The following is a 16,993-nucleotide window of genomic DNA, read 5'->3' as shown; positions in this document are numbered from 1 at the left end:
AGTCCCTTTAGTCCCTGGTCCCCGTAGTCCCTGCTACGCCATCAGGCGCTGGACGAGGTCGACGGTCCGGTTGGCGTAGCCCCACTCGTTGTCGTACCACCCGACGACCTTGACGAGCCGGCCGTCGGCCATCGTCGACGGCGAGTCGAGGACGCACGAGTGCGCGTTCCCCACGATGTCGACCGACACGAGCGGGGCGGTCGAGTACTCGAGGACGCCCTGGAGCGGGCCGCTCGCCGCCGTCTGGAAGGCGTCGTTGATCTGATCCACCGTGACGTCCTTCTCGAGGATCGCCGTGAGGTCGGTCAACGACCCGTCCGGCGTGGGGACGCGGACGGCGAACCCGTCGAGCTTGCCGGCCAACTCCGGGAGCACGAGGCCCACGGCCTTGGCGGCGCCCGTCGTCGTCGGGATCATCGAGAGGGCCGCTGCGCGCGCCCGGCGGAGGTCCTTGTGCGGGGCGTCCTGGAGCCGCTGGTCGGCCGTGTAGGCGTGGATCGTGGTCATGAACCCCTTTTCGACGCCGAACGCGTCGTTGAGGACCTTGACCATGGGCGCGAGGCAGTTCGTGGTGCAGCTCGCGTTCGAGACGACCTCCTCGTCGCCCGTCAGCTGGTCGTCGTTGACGCCGAGGACGACCGTCGCGTCGACCTCGCCGGAGGCCGGGGCCGAGATGACGACCTTTTTCGCCCCGCCCTTGAGGTGGAGCGCCGCCTTCTCACGCGTGCGGAACACGCCGGTCGACTCGACGACCACGTCGCAGTCGAGGTCGCCCCAGGGGAGCGCGGCCGGGTCCTTTTCGGAGAACACGCGGAAGCGGTCGCCGCCGACGACGATGCCGCCGTCCTCGGCCGTCACCTCGCCGGGGTAGACGCCGTGGACCGAGTCGTACTTGAACAGGTGCGCGAGCGTCTCGGCGTCGGTCAAGTCGTTGACGGCGACGATGTCGAACTGGTCGCCGCCCCGCTCGAGGATGGAGCGGAAGACGAGGCGGCCGATGCGACCGAATCCGTTGATGCCGATTTTGATGGCCATGCTGACGAGGGGCGGGGTGGGAGAGGAGAGTCAGAGGGTAAGCGGGGCGGGCGCGCGGAGGTCCGCCCGGTTCGATGAAAACGTCCGCAATAGGGCGGGGCGGGGTGGAGCGGGGCAATTCGGTGGGCGCGGCCGGCCGCCCCGCCCTCTACCTTCTGGCCGACCGTTCGTCCCGCGACTCCCGACGCCGGCGGCCTGCCGAGCTCCGACCCCGATGGCCCAGATCAACCCGCCCAAGCGGCTCGCGTCCTCCCGCGAGGGCGACCTCCGCGAGGACCACCTTACCGACGCCTACGCCCGCTCGACCTCGTTTTTCGACGAGCACCGGACGGCGATCGTCGCGGTCGTCGTCGGCCTCATCGTCCTGGCTCTCGTCGTCATCGGCTACCAGACGTGGCGGGCGGCGCAGTCCGAGGAGGCCCAGCAGTACCTCGGGGCCATCCTCGTCGAGTACGAGCGGGGCAACTACCAGGCGGCCCTCGACGGGACCGACGCGACGCCGGGCCTCCTCGAGATCGCCGACGACTACGGCTCGACGGCGACCGGCGAGCAGGCCACGTTCTTCGCCGCCGACGCCCTGTTCCAGCTTGGGCGCCTCGACGAGGCACGCGCCATGTTCGAGGACTACGACGGCGGCGGGCTCCTTGAGGCCAGCGCGCTCGCGGGCCAAGCCGCCATCTACGAGGTCGAGGGCGATCCGGCGCGCGCGGCCGAGCTCTACGAGCGCGCCGCCGGCGTCTACGACTCGCCGGCCTCCGGCCCGGCCTACCTCCTGGACGCCGGCCGCGCCCACCTTGCCGCCGGCGACGCCGCCGCGGCCGAGGGCGTGCTCCAGCGCGTCCTCGACGAGTACGGCGACGCGCCGGAGGCCGAGGCCGCCCAGGTCGAGCTCGGCCGCGCCGAGGCCGCCGCGACGGCCGCGGGCACGGCCACCGGCGACGTCCGCCCCGCCCCGGCGGCGGCCGACACAGACGCGGCGGCCGGGGCGCCGGCCCCGGGCCTCCAGGTCGAGGAGGTCCAGTAGGGGCGACCGGCGGTCGCCCGGAGACGGGCGCCGCCCCGCCCACGCAAACGGGGGCGGGGCGGCCGGGCGTGGCGGTCAGGTCGGAGGCGGGGCGGCAGTGTCCGCTCCGCCCTGCGTAGATCGCCGGCGCGGGCGGGGCGGGCACGCCCCGGCGTCGCGTTAGCTTGGGCCGCCCCCCCGACCGCCCCGCCCCGCCCGTGCCCACGATCCTCCTCGCCGACGACGAGCCCGCCAACCGGAACGTGCTCCGCCACGTCCTCGAACTCGAAGGCTACGACTTCGAAGAGGCCGCCGACGGCGAGGAGGCGCTCGCGAAAGCGCTCGGCGGCGGCATCGACCTCGTGCTCCTCGACATCAAGATGCCGAAAAAGGACGGGATGGAGGTGCTGCAAGCGCTCCACGAAGCCGAGGCGACCGTCCCCGTCGTCATGATCACGGGGCACGGGACGGTCGAGACGGCCGTCGAGGCGACCAAGCTGGGCGCGGTCAATTTTCTCGAGAAGCCGCCCGACCTCAACGACGTCCTCGTCACGGTCCGCAACGCGCTCTCGATGGGCCAGCTCCAGGTCGAGAACAAGCGGATGAAGCAGACCGTCCGCGACCAGGCGACTGGGGGGCTCACGCCGATCGTGGGCGAGAGCCTGGCCATCAGCCGCATCAAGAGCACCGTCGAGCGCGTGGCGCCGTCCGAGGCCCGCGTGCTCATCACCGGCGAGCCCGGGACCGGCAAGGAACTCGTCGCCCGGTGGGTCCACGCCCAGAGCCAGCGCGCGGACGGCCCGCTCGTCGAGGTCAACTGCGCGGCGATCCCGTCGGAGCTCATCGAGTCCGAGCTGTTCGGGCACGAAAAGGGGGCCTTCACGGGCGCCACCAAGCAGCGCGTGGGCAAGTTCGAGCAGGCCGACGGCGGCACGCTGTTCCTCGACGAGATCGGCGACATGAGCCTGGACGCCCAGGCCAAGGTGCTCCGCGCGCTCCAGGAGAGCCGGATCACGCGCGTCGGCGGCGATCGCTCGATCCCCGTCGATGTCCGCGTGGTCGCGGCCACCAACCGCGACCTCCTCGCCCAGGTCGACGAGCACCGCTTCCGCGAGGACCTCTACCACCGGCTCTCGGTCATCCTCATCCACGTGCCCCCGCTCCGCGAGCGCCGCGAGGACGTCCCGGCGATCGCCCAGTTCATCCTGGAGCAGGTCATGCGCCGCAACGGGATCGAGGACAAGGACCTCGCGCCCGAGGCGCTCGACCGGCTCCGCCGTCTGGACTGGCGCGGCAACGTCCGCGAGCTCCGCAACGTGATCGAGCGGCTGCTCATCCTGTCCGACGGCGACGCGATCACGGCCGAGGACGTCGACCGCTTCGTGGCCCCGGGCGGCGCGCGCGGCGACGCCTCGCTGGGCCTCATCGACCGCTACGAGTCGTTCTCCGACTTCCGCGACCAGGCCGAAAAGCTGTTTATCGAGCGGAAGCTCGAAGAGCACGGGTGGAACGTGTCGCAGACGGCCGAGACGATCGGCATCCAGCGCTCGCACCTCTACAACAAGCTGGAGAAGTACGACCTCTCGCGGCCCGAGTAGGGTTCTGGGTTCGGGGTTGAACAGGTCGATTCCAAGGTCCCACCCCGCCCGCCCGCCCCGCCCGTATGCCCTCCCATCCCCAAGCCACGTGGCCGGCGCAGTCCACCCCGACCTCCTGAACCCTGAACCGGCCCCGGGCGGGGCGGGGCGGACCGTCTTGGAGGCCCGTGGGCTGGGCAAGCGCTACCCCACGGCGACCGGCGGCCTCGACGTGCTGGCCGGCGTCGACGTCGAGGTCCGCTCCGGCGAGCTCGTGGCCGTCGTCGGCGAGAGCGGGACGGGCAAGAGCACGCTGCTCCACCTGCTCGGCGCCCTCGACCGCCCGACGGCCGGGACCGTCCGCTACCGCCCCGCCCCCGACGCGGGGGCGCCGGAGCCGCCCTGGGAAGACGTGTTCGCGCTGAACGACGAGGCCCTCGCCGCCTTCCGCAACCGGGCCATCGGGTTCGTCTTCCAGTTCCACCACCTGCTCCCCGAGTTCGACGCGGTCGAGAACGTGGCGATGCCGGCCCTCATCGCCGGCGGCTCGCTGGGCGGGGCGGCGCCGCGCGCGCGCGACCTGCTCCGCCAACTCGGCCTGGGCGACCGGCTCACGCACCGGCCGAGCCAGCTCTCGGGTGGCGAGCAGCAGCGCGTGGCCGTCGCGCGCGCGCTCATGAACCGGCCGGGCGTGGTTCTCATGGACGAGCCCTCGGGCAACCTCGACACCAAGACGGCCGGGCGGCTCCACGACGAGCTCCGCCGCCTCAGCCGCGCCGACGACCAGGCGTTCGTCATCGTCACCCACAACCCCACGCTCGCCGCCCTCGCCGACCGCACGCTGACGCTGGAGGGCGGCCGCTTGGTGGAAACGGCCTCGTAAGGGCGGGGCGGGGGCCGATCACCCTGCCCGCGAACCGTCTGCAGCGGATGCGCCGTGGCCTCCTCCGCTGCACGGGCGGGGCGGTTACCGTGAGGGCGGGGCCGTAGAGCGTCGCCCCGCCCGACGGTGAGCCGGCGCGCTGGGGCGGGGCGGCTTCTGCTCCCTCCGCTGTGGTGGAGGGCGGGGCGGCCCGCGCGAACCCCCGCCCCGCCCGCGTTCGTAGGGCACCGACACCCGCCCCGCCCCCGATGACCGAGACCCTCGATCTGCCCACGCTCGACCCCGCACGTTTGGCGCCCGCCGAGATCGCCCGCGTCGGGTTCGTCCGCGAGCCCGTCGACCCCGCGCTCGACCTGTTCGAGGAGATCGAGCGGCTCAAGCGGGAAAAGAACGCGGTCCTCCTGGCCCACTACTACCAGGAGCCCGACATCCAGGACACGGCCGACTTTATCGGCGACTCGCTCGGGCTCGCCCGCGAGGCCGCGCAGACGGACGCCGACGTCATCGTGTTCGCCGGCGTCCACTTTATGGCGGAGACGGCCAAGATCCTCAACCCGAGCAAGACGGTCCTCCTGCCGGACCTCCACGCCGGCTGCTCGCTCGCCGACAGCTGCCCGCCCGACGCCTTCGCCGCCTTCCGCGCGGAGCACCCGGACCACCTCGTCGTCAGCTACATCAACTGCTCGGCGGCCATCAAGGCGCAGACGGACATCATCTGCACGTCGTCGAACGCGGAGCACATCGTGCGGCAGATCCCCGAGGACCAGCCCATCCTCTTCGCGCCCGACCGCAACCTCGGCCGGTGGCTCATGAAGGAGACCGGGCGGGACATGCTGCTGTGGAACGGGGCCTGCATTGTACACGAAATATTCTCCGAGCAGAAGCTCGTTCGCCTCAAAATCAGGTATCCAAATGCCCCGGTATTGGCTCACCCCGAGTGCGAGGAGCCCGTGCTCCGTCTCGCCGACCACGTCGGCAGCACGTCGTCGATCCGGCGGTTCGCGGCCGAGTCCGACGCCGACACGCTCATCGTCGCGACCGAGTCCGGCATCCTCCACCAGATGCAGAAGGACAACCCGGGGAAGACGTTCGTGGCCGCCCCGCCCGACAACGGGTGCGCGTGCAATGACTGCCCCCACATGAAGCTCAACACGCTCGAGAAGCTCTACCTGTGCCTGAAGCACGGCCATCCGGAGTTGGAGATGGAGGAGTCGCTAAGGATCAAGGCCTTGCGGCCCATCGAACGGATGCTCGAGATGAGCGCGGGCGTGCGCTAGGACCGCCCCGCCCGCGTACAAAAAACCGCCGGCGGTCGTAGGACCGCCGGCGGTTTTCAGATCAGGCCAAATCAGGCTTCTCTACGGGGAGAAGGTCGGATCGCTAATCGCGAATCTCGCCTTGAGGAGCGTTCGAGCCGCCTGAGGCTGCCCCGCCCCCGCCGGCGGTGAAGGAGATTCCGAAGAGAGAGAGAAGGAAGGAGACCATGAGATCCAGGGAGTGGTGGGAGGACAGTAGAATGTATTCCCTAGGTGGAACGAGGAGGCCCCCAACTTGGACGATGTAGAACATCGAAGTTCCTCCAAGCCTCTTCTAAACCAAGGGAGACGGAGGGGGTGTGGTTAAGTCGCGGGATGTGCGCGGCGATACGAGACACACCCCGCCCCACTCGGTAGCCGGTTCTGAGGCTGCCGTAGGACCTGTGCTCCCACGCCTTCCCCTCGTCCTGCTCGTCTTCGCTGTTGGAGGTGCGTCGGCACAGACGCTCCCCTCCCCACGCGAGGGCACGGTGTACCGGAGCCATACATCGTCGTGGGACACATACGAGGCGCACAACCAGAACTGGGGCGTCACGCAGGGGCCGACGGGCCTCGTCTTTGTTGCCAATGGTCAAGGGGTCTTAGAGTTCGACGGCGAAGACTGGCGGCTTCACGAGCTTCCGAAAGCGGAGGCCGCGATGGTTCGGTCGGTTGCCGTTGGGGCGGACGGTCGGACGTACGTGGGCGGGGCGGGAGACCTCGGCCGGCTCGTTGCAGACTGCAGAGGGTTCCTCCAGTACGAGAGCCTCCGCGAGCACTTGCCCCGAGACGAGCAGAACTTTTCCGACGTTTGGGCCACCCACGCGACTCCTGAGGGTGTCGTGTTCCAAACCGACGAGGGGCTGTATCGGTGGGACGGCGCCCGCTTCCAATTGTGGTTCACGTCGACCCGGTTCCAGACGTCCTTCCTCGTCGATGAGGTCGTTTACGTGTGGGAAGAGAACGTGGGCATCAAGCGGCTTCAGGGAGGCGACCTCCGCCTTGTGCCCGGCGCCGAGTGGTTTGCCAACCGGAAGATTGACGGCCTGCTCCCCCATGCGCAGGGGCTCGTCGCCGTCGTCCGCGGCGAGGGCCTCGTGCGGCTCCACGACGGCCGCGTCACGCCGATGGGCGGGGCGGGGTCCGACTACCTCGTCCGCTACCGCCCCTACTCGGCCGTCGCCGTCCCGGACGCTTACGGGCGGGGCGGGAGCCTGTACGCGGTCGGGACCTTGGGCGGCGGCGTCGCCATCATCGCACCGGATGGCGGCCTCGTCCGCGTCTACCGCGAGGACGTAGGCCTTTCCGTCGAGGACTACGCGGTCGACCTCCACGCCGACCGTCAAGGCGGGCTGTGGGTGGCGACGCTCAACGGGATTACGTGGATCGACCTGTTTAGTCGGTACACTGCGTTTGACCGGGCTTCGGGACTCCTCGGCAGCGTCTACCACGTCAACGAGGTGGAGGGGGCGCTGTACGCCGGCACGGCGCTCGGGCTGTACCGGCTTGTCCCCGGAGCGCTCGGGCGCCCCGGCGGCACGCCGGCCTACGCTCGCTTCGAACCCGTCCCGGGGATACCGGAGCAGGCCCAGACGTGGCAGATTACGCCGACGGCGGCGGGCGCGCTCGTCCCGACAGACCGGGGCGTGTTCCAGGTGCGCGAGGGGCGGGGGCGCCAAGTCACCGCCGACCTTGCGTTCGCCGCGCTCGTGCCTAGCGCCCGCCCCGCCCTCGCCTTTGTCGGGCTCAAGGACGGCGTCGGAATCCTTCGGCTCCGCGGCGATCGGTGGGTGAGGGCGAGGCGGCTGGACGGAGTCGAGGGTGAGACCCGCTTTTTCTACGAGGGGCCGGGCGGGGAGGTCTGGATGGCGCAGACGGCCGGCGACGTGTACCGCGTGACCGGCCTGGACACGGGCCGGCTGCACGTCGAGCGGTTTACCGAAGCGAACGGGCTGACAGTCGGGGGCGCTCCGATCAGCGGCGTCGGCGATGAGGTGCGGATCTCCAGCCGCGAGGGCGTGTTTCGGATGCGGGTCGAGAACGAGCGGCTCCGCCTGACGCCGGTCCCGGCGTTTCGGGACGTCCAGGGCACGTACGGCCTGTTCACCCTGGGCGACCGCTCGTGGCTCTCCCAGGACGGCGTCTTCCAGACCGTCGAGGGCGGAGACGGCGCGGGCGGGGCGGCGAGCGGCCTCGCCCTCCGGGGCGTCCAGGTCCTCGGCGTCTCCGAGACGGCCGGCGGCGTCCTGTGGGTCGCGACGGCCGACGGGCTCGTCCGCTACGACCCCCGCGTGCGCCAGATTGGCCGCCCCGCCCCCGCGTTCCTGCGAGCCGTGACCGACCGCCACCGCGAGGCGCTCTGGGGCGGGGCGGCCGCGTGGTCGCCTGACCCCGACGACCCGGACGAGCGCGACCTCGTGCTCCCGTTCGGCCAGCCCGACGAACTCCGGTTTGTGGCCGCCGCCGCGTTCTTCGGCGACGTGGGCGAGGTCGAGTACCAGTTCCGCCTGGACGGCTACGCCGACGAGTGGAGCGCGTGGGGGCCGGAGCGCGTGACGACGAACACGAATCTCTGGGAGGGCCAGTACACCGTCCGCGTCCGGGCGCGCGACGGGTACGGCCGTGTCAGCGACGAGGCCCGGTTCGGGCTCCGCGTGCTGCCCCCGTGGTACCGGACGTGGTGGGCGTTCACGCTGTACGTGCTCGTCGTCTGCGGGCTCGTGTGGGCGCTCGTCGGGTGGCGGCTCCGCCAGCACCGGAAGCGGCTCGACGTGCAGCGGGCGCGGAGCGCGCGGCTCCAGCGGCTCTCGGACCGGCTGGCGGGCTTGAACGCCCGGATCCGCGACGCCGACCGGCTCAAGGTGGACCTGCTGGCCAACACGAGCCACGAGTTGCGGACGCCGCTGACGGCCATCCTGGGCTACTCCGAGATCCTCCTCGATGAGGCCGAGGGCGAAACGCGCACGCTGGCCGAGAGCATCCACCGGGGCGGCCGGCGCCTGCTGGGGACGGTCAACGGGCTGCTCGACATGTTCAAGCTCCAGTCGGGCACGTTCGAGGTCCACGCCGAGCCGGTCGACGTCGCCGCGGCCGTGGGCCAGAGCGTCCGCCTGCTCCAGCCGCTCGCCGCCGAGCGCGGGCTCGACCTCGCCGTGCTCCCCGAGGGGCGGCCCCTCCCCGCCCACCTCGACCCGGCGCTCCTCGACCGCGTCGTGACCAACCTGGTCGGGAACGCCATCAAGTTCACCGACGCCGGCCGCGTCGTCGTGCTCCTCGACGGCGACGACCACGCCGTCCGCGTGACGGTCCGCGACACCGGCGTCGGGATCGCCGAGGGCGACGTCGAGCGGCTGTTCGAGCCGTTCGAGCAGGCGTCGAGCGGGTTCGCCCGATCGCACGAGGGGACCGGGCTGGGCCTGTCGATCGTCCGGCAGGTGGTCGGGCTCGTCGGCGGGAGCGTCCACGTCGAGAGCGCGGTCGGGGAGGGGACCTCGGTCGAGGTCGTGTTCCCCCGCGAGTGGGAGGCGCCCGAGGCGCAGACGGCCGGGCTCGACCCGTACGGCGGCGACCTCGGGGGCGCCTACCTGCTGGCGCTCGACGTGGGCGACGCCGCGGCCGCCTTCTTGGACGGCCGGCTCGGACCGGCCGGTCGGCTCCGGCTCGTGCCCACGCTGGCCCGGGCGCTCCGCGAGGCGCGCACGACGGTCTACGACGTCGTCCTCGTCGGGGCCGCCCCGCCCCCCGTCGAGCGCAAGCGCGTGGCGCTCCTCCGGTCCGTCTCCGGCTACGAGCGCGTGGCCGTCGTGCGCGTGGGCGGGACGGCGCTGGACGCCGAGGGCCTCCGCCGCCGCGGGTTCACGGACCAGCTGCCCGGCCCGTTCGACGCCGCGCGGGCCGCGGTCCTGCTCGAGCGGGCGCTCGGCGAGGTCCCCGAGCTTGCCGAGGCGTAGGGCGGCCGCCCCGCCCTCGCCGCCCACCCCGCCGCCTTGCGCGCGGGCGGGGCGGTCCCGGATGGCGGCCGCCCCGCCCCGCAGCATCCCCCGAGTAGGTACGGGGTACACGGTACGGGGTACACGGTACGGGGTACACGGTGCGGGGTACGGCTCTGATACCGGCTCTGGAGGTTTGTGCGCCACCCCGCCCTCGTCCTGGCTGCGCCGACGCTGCGCGGTGTCCCTCTCCCGCGGGAGAGAGCACCTCGTAGACAGGCAGCGGGCGGGGCAGCGTACGGCGCACGAACCCAGCGATCTGGTATGAGAGAGCTTCTCGGGCCGCGTACCTCGTACCCCGTACCCTGTACCCTGTACCCTGTACCCTCGAAAGCCTAGTCCAGCACCACGCGGAGGCCGACGAGCGGCTCGAACCGGCGCTCGACGAGGAACCGGCCCGGCTCGTCTACGCCGTCGGCCGCGGTCAGGAGGCGGTAGCCGTAGCGGGAGCGGACGAAGACCTCGCCGGCCCGGCCGACGGGGACGCCCACGTCGAGGACGAGCGCGTTCTGGTCGCCCAGCGACCGGAACAGGAGGTCGATAAGGCCCCGGAACCCCTCGCGCTGGAGCTCGAACGCGAGTCGCGGCCCGCCCACCACGCGGCCCGCCACGCGGATCCCGTAGGCGCTCGCGTCGTCGGGGCCGAGGTGGCGGCGGACATGCTGCGAGACCTCGACGGACCCGAACGCGACCACGCCCAGGTCGAGGACGAGGTCGACCCCGCCGCTCAGGCTGTCGAGCGGGGTGCCGGCGAGCTCGATGTCAGCGTCGTCGTCGAAGAACGTCCGGTCCACGACGATCCGGTCGGACGCGTTGCTGACGGTGTAGAACGGGCCGACGTAGCCCGGCACGAAGTCGGCCGACGACACGAAGACGGCGGCGCGGGCGCGGGCGCGGAGGCCGTTGAGGTCCTCGGTCGCCAGGTCTACCCCGCCCCCGACCGTGCCGCCGTGGCCGAGGTAGCCGCCGGCCGTCACGAACGGCGCCGCCGAGAGCACGCCGTCGCCGAACAGGAGCCCGCGGACGGTCGCCTCGGCGCCGGTCAGCGACGAGTCGCCGGAGAGGCCCGGGGCGCCCAGGTCGTGGACGACGGTGAGCCCCAGCGCGAGGTCGCGGGCGGGGCCGAGGCGGAGGCCCGTCACGAGCGACGCCTCCCCGCCCACGACGCCGTTCAGGCGGAGGTCGTCGACGAAGGCGCCGGCCGTGAGGCGCCGCCCCGCCACGGCCGCCTCGGCGCCCAGCGTCCGCTCGTCGTAGGCCGTCGTGGTGCGGTAGCCGCGGACGAGGGCGCCCGTGCCCAGCGTCATGCGCTCGGTCGGCCCGAGGCGGGCGTAGAGGCGGCTCGTCGCCGTCGGGTTGAGGCGGACGTAGCGGACGGCGCGGAGGGCGTCGTACGCCTCGTCGGCCTCGGGGTCGTACAAACCGCCGGCGGCGGGGTGGACCGTCGTCCCGACGCCCAGGCTGAACCGCCCACGCGCCGCCTCGACCTCGGCGCGGACGGCGCCGCGCCACGTGTCGGGCAGGTAGGCCGGGCCGCCGTACACCCCGCCCACGACGACGGCCGGGGCCGGGCCGTCTCCCAGCGGCCCGCTCCCCAGTTCCATCACGTCGCTGGAGGACCCGAACGCGAGCGGCTGCCCGGCCGCGAGGGCGGGGAGGAGGGCGAGGACGACGACGAGGAGCGGGCGCACGGCGGGCGGGGCGGGGCGGGGCGGGGAAGCTACCCCGCGCGGGCGGCACGGTCGCGGCGCCACCCCGCCCGCCGGCACCTCAGAACCTCGCGCGGGAGACCGGGTAGGCACGGACCGCCCGCCGCTCCATGCCCGCCGACCGCCTCCCCCTGTTCCCGCTCGGGCTCGTCCTGCTCCCGGGCGAGCCCGTCCCGCTCCACATCTTCGAGCCGCGCTACCGCGAGATGGTCCGCGTGTGCCTCGACGGAGATCAGCCGTTCGGCGTCGTGTACGCGTCCGAGACGGCGCTGGCCGCGGTCGGGAGCGCGGCCCGCATCGCCGACGTCACGACGACCTACGACGACGGCCGCCTCGACATCGTGGCCGTCGGCGAGTCCCGGTTCCGCGTCGTCGAGGTCCACCGCGACCAGAGCTACCTCACGGCCGACGTCGAACGGGTCGAGGACGAGGCCGAGGACGACGACTCGAAGGCCCGCCAGCGGGCGATCGCGCGGCATATGCGGCTGCTCGAGATGGCCGGCGAGGAGCCGCGGATCGACCGCTACAACGGGGTCGACAGCGTGTCGTTCATGATCGGCCGGAACGCCGGGCTCGACCTCGACGACAAGCAGCGGCTGCTCGAGATGCAGACGGAGGAGGCCCGCATCCGCTACCTCGCCGACCACCTGGGCTCGCTGCTCGTCCGCCTCAAGCAGGTCCGCGAGCTCCGCGACCTCGCCCGCGGCGACGGCCACGCCGAGGGCTTCCCCGACCTCGGCGGCGACGGGTAGGCCGGGAGGGTACCGGGTACCCGGGGGCGGGGCGGTCCCGCCGACCGGGGCGGTGGATAACTCGGGGGGCAACCACCCCGCCCCGCCCTTGACGCCGCGGGCGGGGCGGCCCTCATCTTCCCGTACCCCGTACCCCGTACCCCGTACCCCGTACCCCATGACCCACGGAGACTATCAGATCGACACCGTCGAAACCGGCCGCCTGGGGCTGGACGGCGGGGCCATGTTCGGGATCGTGCCCAAGCCGCTGTGGGAGAAGCGGATCGCGCCCGACGACCAGAACCGGATCCCGCTCGCCATGCGGTGCCTGCTCCTGCGCGGCCACGGCCGGACGGTCCTCGTCGACACCGGCGTGGGCGCCAAGGGCGACGACAAGTTCGAGCGGATCTACGCCGTCGACCACGAGCACTCGGCGCTCGGCGGGTCGCTGGCGGCGCTCGGCGTCGAGCCCGGCGACGTGACCGACGTGGTCCTCACGCACCTCCACTTCGACCACGCGGGCGGGGCGACCGAGCGCGGCCCGGACGGCGCCCTGCGGACGGCGTTCCCGAACGCGGCCTACCACGTCCAGCGGGCGCACTGGGAGTGGGCGCACGAGAGCGTGCGCGAGCAGGCCTCGTTCCTGGCCGAGAACATGGACCCGATCGAGGCCTCGGGCCAACTCGTCCTCGCTGACGGCGAGGTCAGCCCGTTTCCCGGCGTCTCCTACGTGCTCGTCCACGGCCACACGCGGGCGCAGCAGCTCATGCTCGTCGAGGGCGGGGCGGCGGAGGGCGGACCGCAGACTGGCGGGGCGGCCGCCCCGCTCCTGTTCGCCGCCGACCTCCTCCCGACGGCGGCGCACGTCCCGCTGCCCTGGGTGATGGCCTACGACATCGAGCCGCTCCAGACGCTCCGCGAGAAGGAGCGGGTGCTCACGCGGGCCGCCGACGAGGGCTGGACGGTCGTCTTCGAGCACGACGCCGAGGTGGCCGCCGCCCGCATCGAGCGGACCGAGAAGGGGTTCCGCGCGGCCGACGCGCGCGCGGCGCTCTGACGCCGCCCCGCCCGACGCGGGGGCGGGAGGAGGCAGGCCGGGCGGGGCGGGAGACCGCACCCGAAGAGCGGACCCCGCCCCGCCCGTGCCGCCCCGCTCGGGCGTTGGCGGAGCGGGTGCGGCACATCGTTTGAACGGGGGATGGGCGTCCTGCTCCACCCCGCCCTGCGACGGCGGGGCGCCTGCGTCGTCACGAAACGTGGCGGCCCGGGTGAAACCGTAACGGTGCCCGCCCATGCGCTCTCCCACACCGGCCGTCCGCGCCGCCCTGTTCGGCCTCGTCGTCGTCATGCTCGTGGCGGTCGCCGGGGCCGGGCTCCACCTGGCGGCCGTCGAGCGGGACGCCGAGGCGGCCGCGGGCACGGCGCTCCTCGCCCGGGCCTCGACCGTGGCCGCCGCGCTGGACGCCGCGCCGGGCCGGGCCAGGCGCGACGCGCTCGCTCCGTTCCAGGCGCCCGGTGCGGACGGCCGCCTCGTCCTCCTCGACGACCGCGGCGGCGTCCTCGCGGCCACCGACGACGCCCTCGCGCGCTCGGTCGACTGGCGCCGCGTGCTCTCGGCGGGGTCAGGCTCGGTGCGTACGGTGCGTGGGCGGGGCGGCAATCTCGTCGTGGCGCTCCACGCGGCGCCCCGCACGGGCGGGGCGGTCGTCGCGGCCGTGCAGCCGCGCGCGGCGGCGGCCGGGAGCGCCGTGGTCGAGGCGCTCGTGGCGGCGCTCGCGCTCGGCGGTCTCCTCGCGGCCTCGCTCGCGGGCATGGCGTGGTACGCCGGCCCGCGGGCGTCGAAGGACCTCGCGCTCCTGGGCGAACGCCTCGCCCACGGCGGCGGCGACCCGGCCGCGCTCGTCCGTCACGGCGCTCGCTCGCTCGGCCCGCTCGCCGAGGCGCTGACGCCCCTGTCGGACCGGCTGGCGGCCCAGGACCGCGAGGTGAGCGGCGCGCACGCGCACGTGGCCGCGCTGTACCAGACGAACCCGCACTACGTCGTCCTGTGCTCGCTCGGGGGCACGATCGTCGAGGCCAACCCGGCGTTCTACGCCGCCACTGGGCTCCCGCCCGACGTCGTGCGGGGCGGCCCGTTCGATGCGCTCCGCGAGACGTTCCCCATCGAGCCCCTGCTCGAGGCCGCCCGGCGGAGCCTCCGCGAAGGGAGCGCGATCTCGGGCGTCGAGTACGCCATCGTCGACCGCGACGACGAGACGCGCCCGGTCGAGGTCTCGCTCCGCGCGTTCTCGCTCGACGGCGACGACGTCGTGGTGATCCAGGCGACCGACCTGGCCCGCCAGAAGACGCTCGAACGCCGCGTGGCCGCTTTTAGCGACACGCTCGACCTCATGGTCGACCAGCGCGTGCAGCAGCTGACAGCCGGCCAGCAGGCGCTGCGGACGGTCCTCGACGCCGCTGGCATCGCGATCGCCTCGTTCGACGGGGGCGGGGCGACGAGCCGCTGGAACGGGGGCGCCCGCGCCCTGACCGGGCGCTCCATCGCCGAGGTCCCCCACTTTGCCGCCGTCACGTCGGTGTTCGGGCTGGACGCGGCCGAGCGGACGGCGTTTGCACAGTGGTTCTGGAGCCCGTCGGCCGAGCCGTTCGTGGCGCGGCACGCGGTCGGCGAGGGGGCCGAGGCCCGCACGCGCCAGGTCGTCTGGCAGCGCGTCCACGCCGACGTGTCGGGCCGGTCCGACCTCCGCACGTTGGTCGGCGTCGAGGTCCCGGCGTCCCTCGCCGTCGCCCCAGAGCGGGCGGGCGGGGCGGGGCGGTCGCCGGCGGTGGCGGCCCCGGAGGCCGCGGCGTAGCGGAGCCGCCGCCCCGCCCGGCCACCCCGCCCGACCAAGTGGGGCGGGGCGGGCGAGGGGCGCGGCCGTCCGGCGCTAGATTTGGGCGCCCGCCTTGCCGCCCCGCCCATGCCCCCGCCCACCGTCCTCCTTGTTGGCCCCGACGCCGAGCAGTGGGCGGCCCGCGCCGACGCCGACGTGACGGCGGCTCCCGACCTCGACGCCGCCCGGGCGTACCTCGCCGGGACCGTGTTCGACGCGGTCTGGGTGCAGGACGGGCTCCCCGTCGCCGGCCTCCGGGCGCTCCGCGACGCGCTCGGCCTGGCGACGACCGTCGGGGCCGTCGCGTCGTACGACGACGTGGTAGGCCACCTTGCACGGGCGGGCGAGCCGGCAGCCGGCGGACGGGCGGGGCGGTCGACGAGCGATGAGCGCCAGGCGCTCGTCGAGCTTCGGGACGAGATGAGCCGCGTGGCCCACGCGCTCAACAACCCGCTCTCGGTGATCGCGGGGAACGCTCAGCTGGGGCTGGAACTAGGGAACGCGCTCGGGCTCGACCCCGACGTGCAGGCCACGTTCGAGGAGATCCAGCAGGCAGCCACCGATCTGGGCGACTTGTTCAGCGAGGTGGCCGCGCTGCGCGCCCGGATCGACCGGCTCCTGTCTTGACGGCCGAGCGGTCGGGCCGTTGCGCCGCCCCGCCCGTAACGGGAGCGCGACCGGGACACGAATCAGGCGGGGCGGGAGGCCCCGGAAGACGCCCTACGTGGTGGGACGGTCTGAGGCGAGCGGTTTAAGCAGGGGCGGGGGCGGGCCGATAAAACGGGGGTCCGGCAGCCGCGCCGGCTTTCCCCCGACCCCCCCGCTCATGCCGTCCGCACCCATCAACCCGGCGCACGAGGTCGAGCACATCGACCGCGTCACCGCCGCCCTCAGCGGGCGCCCCGAGCCGGTGAGGCTGCGGTGGGACCGGGCGCTCGACCACCTCGGGCAGGCCCGCGTGTACGACGCGTTCCTCGAGTTCAACGAGCTCCTCAAGGGCTCGCTCGACCCGCTGACCCGGACGCACGTCCAGCTCCAGGCCATCCGGTGCCTCCGCGACGCGCCCGTCGAGCGGGTCAAGACCGAGCTCGCGCTCGTCGAGCCCCAGGACGCGTTCCAGACCATGGTCCTCGACTACCGCCTGGGCTGGCTCATGCGGCACCGGCTGATGAGCTTGGCCGCCGCGCTCCAGTACTTCGACCGGGTCCGCGAAGAGGCCCGCCGGCTGGGGAGCCGGCCGTGGGAGATCGCCGCGCTGCTCCAGAAGGCGACGACGCTCATGGCCGAGGGCGGCCACGAGCAGGGGATGGAGGTGTGCGCGCGGGTGTACAACCTGAGCCGGCGGAACGGGCTCGTCGAGTACATCCCGAAGTCGCTCATCTACAAGGGCTACGCGCTCGTCAAGCTGGGCCGGCACCACGCCGGCGAGGAGGCGCTCCAGAAGGCGTTCGAACTGGCGACGCGCAACGACCTCAAGGCCGAGCAGGGGCTCGCGCTCCACCAGCTGGCCCAGATCTACCACTACGACTGCAAGTTCTACGGCCTCGCGCTCGAATACTACCAGCAGACCCGCGACGTGCTCGCCGGCGTGCCGGTGTGGCCGTCGCTGCTGGAGCGCATCGGCGAGGACGAGGCGCTGGCCCAGCGCGAGCTCTCCGAGCTCGACATCGCCAAGATCCTCGGGCCGATCCCCATCAACAAGCTCCGGCAGGAGTACCTCACGAGCCTCGTCAACGGGTTCGTCGGCATCCCGGGCATCGACAACCGGAGCCAGCTGGGCGAGCGGATCGGGCTCACGCGGCAGGCCATCCATCGGAACATCAACAGCTAGAGCCCCCTCCGGGTGGGTACGGGGTACCGGGTACGAGGTACGATCCGATCTGATCTCGGCGCGCTCG

Annotated in this window: 12 protein-coding genes; 10 read left to right on the top strand and 2 right to left on the bottom strand. The window is 73.1% G+C overall.

The window, feature by feature from the left end; translation table 11 throughout:
- Positions 1-33: 33 nt before the first annotated feature.
- A complete protein-coding gene (gene gap / locus RQM47_RS12915; RefSeq protein ID WP_311661595.1) occupies positions 34-1,035 on the bottom strand; it encodes a type I glyceraldehyde-3-phosphate dehydrogenase in 1,002 nt (333 codons plus the stop codon).
- A 214-nt stretch (positions 1,036-1,249) separates the two neighbouring features.
- Here gap and RQM47_RS12910 point away from each other — a divergent pair, with 214 nt between their 5' ends.
- The 5 genes from RQM47_RS12910 (at position 1,250) to RQM47_RS12890 (ending at position 9,743) form a co-directional block, all read left to right on the top strand.
- On the top strand, positions 1,250-2,059 hold the full coding sequence (locus RQM47_RS12910; RefSeq protein WP_314009238.1) for a tetratricopeptide repeat protein: 810 nt from the start codon (positions 1,250-1,252) through the stop codon (positions 2,057-2,059).
- Between the two features lie 197 nt (positions 2,060-2,256).
- Positions 2,257-3,636, top strand: coding sequence for a sigma-54 dependent transcriptional regulator (locus tag RQM47_RS12905; RefSeq protein ID WP_314009237.1), 1,380 nt, complete (start codon positions 2,257-2,259; stop codon positions 3,634-3,636).
- 115 nt (positions 3,637-3,751) lie between these two features.
- A complete protein-coding gene (locus tag RQM47_RS12900; RefSeq protein ID WP_409945979.1) occupies positions 3,752-4,498 on the top strand; it encodes an ABC transporter ATP-binding protein in 747 nt (248 codons plus the stop codon).
- A gap of 248 nt (positions 4,499-4,746) precedes the next feature.
- Positions 4,747-5,775, top strand: coding sequence for a quinolinate synthase NadA (gene nadA, locus RQM47_RS12895; RefSeq protein ID WP_311661601.1), 1,029 nt, complete (start codon positions 4,747-4,749; stop codon positions 5,773-5,775).
- A 422-nt stretch (positions 5,776-6,197) separates the two neighbouring features.
- Positions 6,198-9,743 (top strand): HAMP domain-containing sensor histidine kinase, encoded by a 3,546-nt coding sequence (locus tag RQM47_RS12890; RefSeq protein ID WP_314009236.1) that lies wholly within the window; start codon positions 6,198-6,200, stop codon positions 9,741-9,743.
- A gap of 374 nt (positions 9,744-10,117) precedes the next feature.
- On the opposite strand, the gene RQM47_RS12885 is transcribed toward RQM47_RS12890, so the two are convergent.
- Positions 10,118-11,473, bottom strand: coding sequence for a hypothetical protein (locus tag RQM47_RS12885; protein ID WP_314009235.1), 1,356 nt, complete (start codon positions 11,471-11,473; stop codon positions 10,118-10,120).
- Between the two features lie 128 nt (positions 11,474-11,601).
- Between RQM47_RS12885 and RQM47_RS12880 the strand changes: the two genes are divergently transcribed.
- The 5 genes from RQM47_RS12880 (at position 11,602) to RQM47_RS12860 (ending at position 16,926) form a co-directional block, all read left to right on the top strand.
- Positions 11,602-12,243 (top strand): LON peptidase substrate-binding domain-containing protein, encoded by a 642-nt coding sequence (locus tag RQM47_RS12880; protein ID WP_314009234.1) that lies wholly within the window; start codon positions 11,602-11,604, stop codon positions 12,241-12,243.
- A 157-nt stretch (positions 12,244-12,400) separates the two neighbouring features.
- Complete coding sequence (locus RQM47_RS12875) at positions 12,401-13,279, top strand: MBL fold metallo-hydrolase (RefSeq protein ID WP_314009233.1); 879 nt, start codon at positions 12,401-12,403, stop codon at positions 13,277-13,279.
- 235 nt (positions 13,280-13,514) lie between these two features.
- Complete coding sequence (locus RQM47_RS12870; RefSeq protein WP_314009232.1) at positions 13,515-15,074, top strand: PAS domain-containing protein; 1,560 nt, start codon at positions 13,515-13,517, stop codon at positions 15,072-15,074.
- Between the two features lie 108 nt (positions 15,075-15,182).
- Positions 15,183-15,722, top strand: a complete 540-nt coding sequence (locus RQM47_RS12865; protein WP_311661612.1) for a histidine kinase dimerization/phospho-acceptor domain-containing protein — start codon at positions 15,183-15,185, stop codon at positions 15,720-15,722.
- Between the two features lie 199 nt (positions 15,723-15,921).
- The gene (locus RQM47_RS12860) at positions 15,922-16,926 is read left to right on the top strand and encodes a tetratricopeptide repeat protein (RefSeq protein ID WP_311661614.1); all 1,005 of its coding nucleotides are present in this window, start codon (positions 15,922-15,924) and stop codon (positions 16,924-16,926) included.
- Positions 16,927-16,993 lie beyond the last annotated feature (67 nt).

The organism is Rubrivirga sp. S365, assembly GCF_032248475.1.
In the GTDB taxonomy this organism is placed as follows: Bacteria; Bacteroidota; Rhodothermia; order Rhodothermales; family Rubricoccaceae; genus Rubrivirga; species Rubrivirga litoralis.
The sequence above is the reverse complement of the archived record's forward strand: the minus strand, read 5'-3'. Positions and strand labels throughout refer to the sequence as shown.

Bases quoted from the DNA above. Each gene is read 5' to 3' on its own strand.
- gap (WP_311661595.1), bottom strand. From the start codon at position 1,035: ATGGCCATCAAAATCGGCATCAACGGATTCGGTCGCATCGGCCGCCTC.
- RQM47_RS12910 (WP_314009238.1), top strand. From the start codon at position 1,250: ATGGCCCAGATCAACCCGCCCAAGCGGCTCGCGTCCTCCCGCGAGGGC.
- nadA (WP_311661601.1), top strand. From the start codon at position 4,747: ATGACCGAGACCCTCGATCTGCCCACGCTCGACCCCGCACGTTTGGCG.
- RQM47_RS12880 (WP_314009234.1), top strand. From the start codon at position 11,602: ATGCCCGCCGACCGCCTCCCCCTGTTCCCGCTCGGGCTCGTCCTGCTC.
- RQM47_RS12875 (WP_314009233.1), top strand. From the start codon at position 12,401: ATGACCCACGGAGACTATCAGATCGACACCGTCGAAACCGGCCGCCTG.
- RQM47_RS12870 (WP_314009232.1), top strand. From the start codon at position 13,515: ATGCGCTCTCCCACACCGGCCGTCCGCGCCGCCCTGTTCGGCCTCGTC.
- RQM47_RS12865 (WP_311661612.1), top strand. From the start codon at position 15,183: ATGCCCCCGCCCACCGTCCTCCTTGTTGGCCCCGACGCCGAGCAGTGG.
- RQM47_RS12860 (WP_311661614.1), top strand. From the start codon at position 15,922: ATGCCGTCCGCACCCATCAACCCGGCGCACGAGGTCGAGCACATCGAC.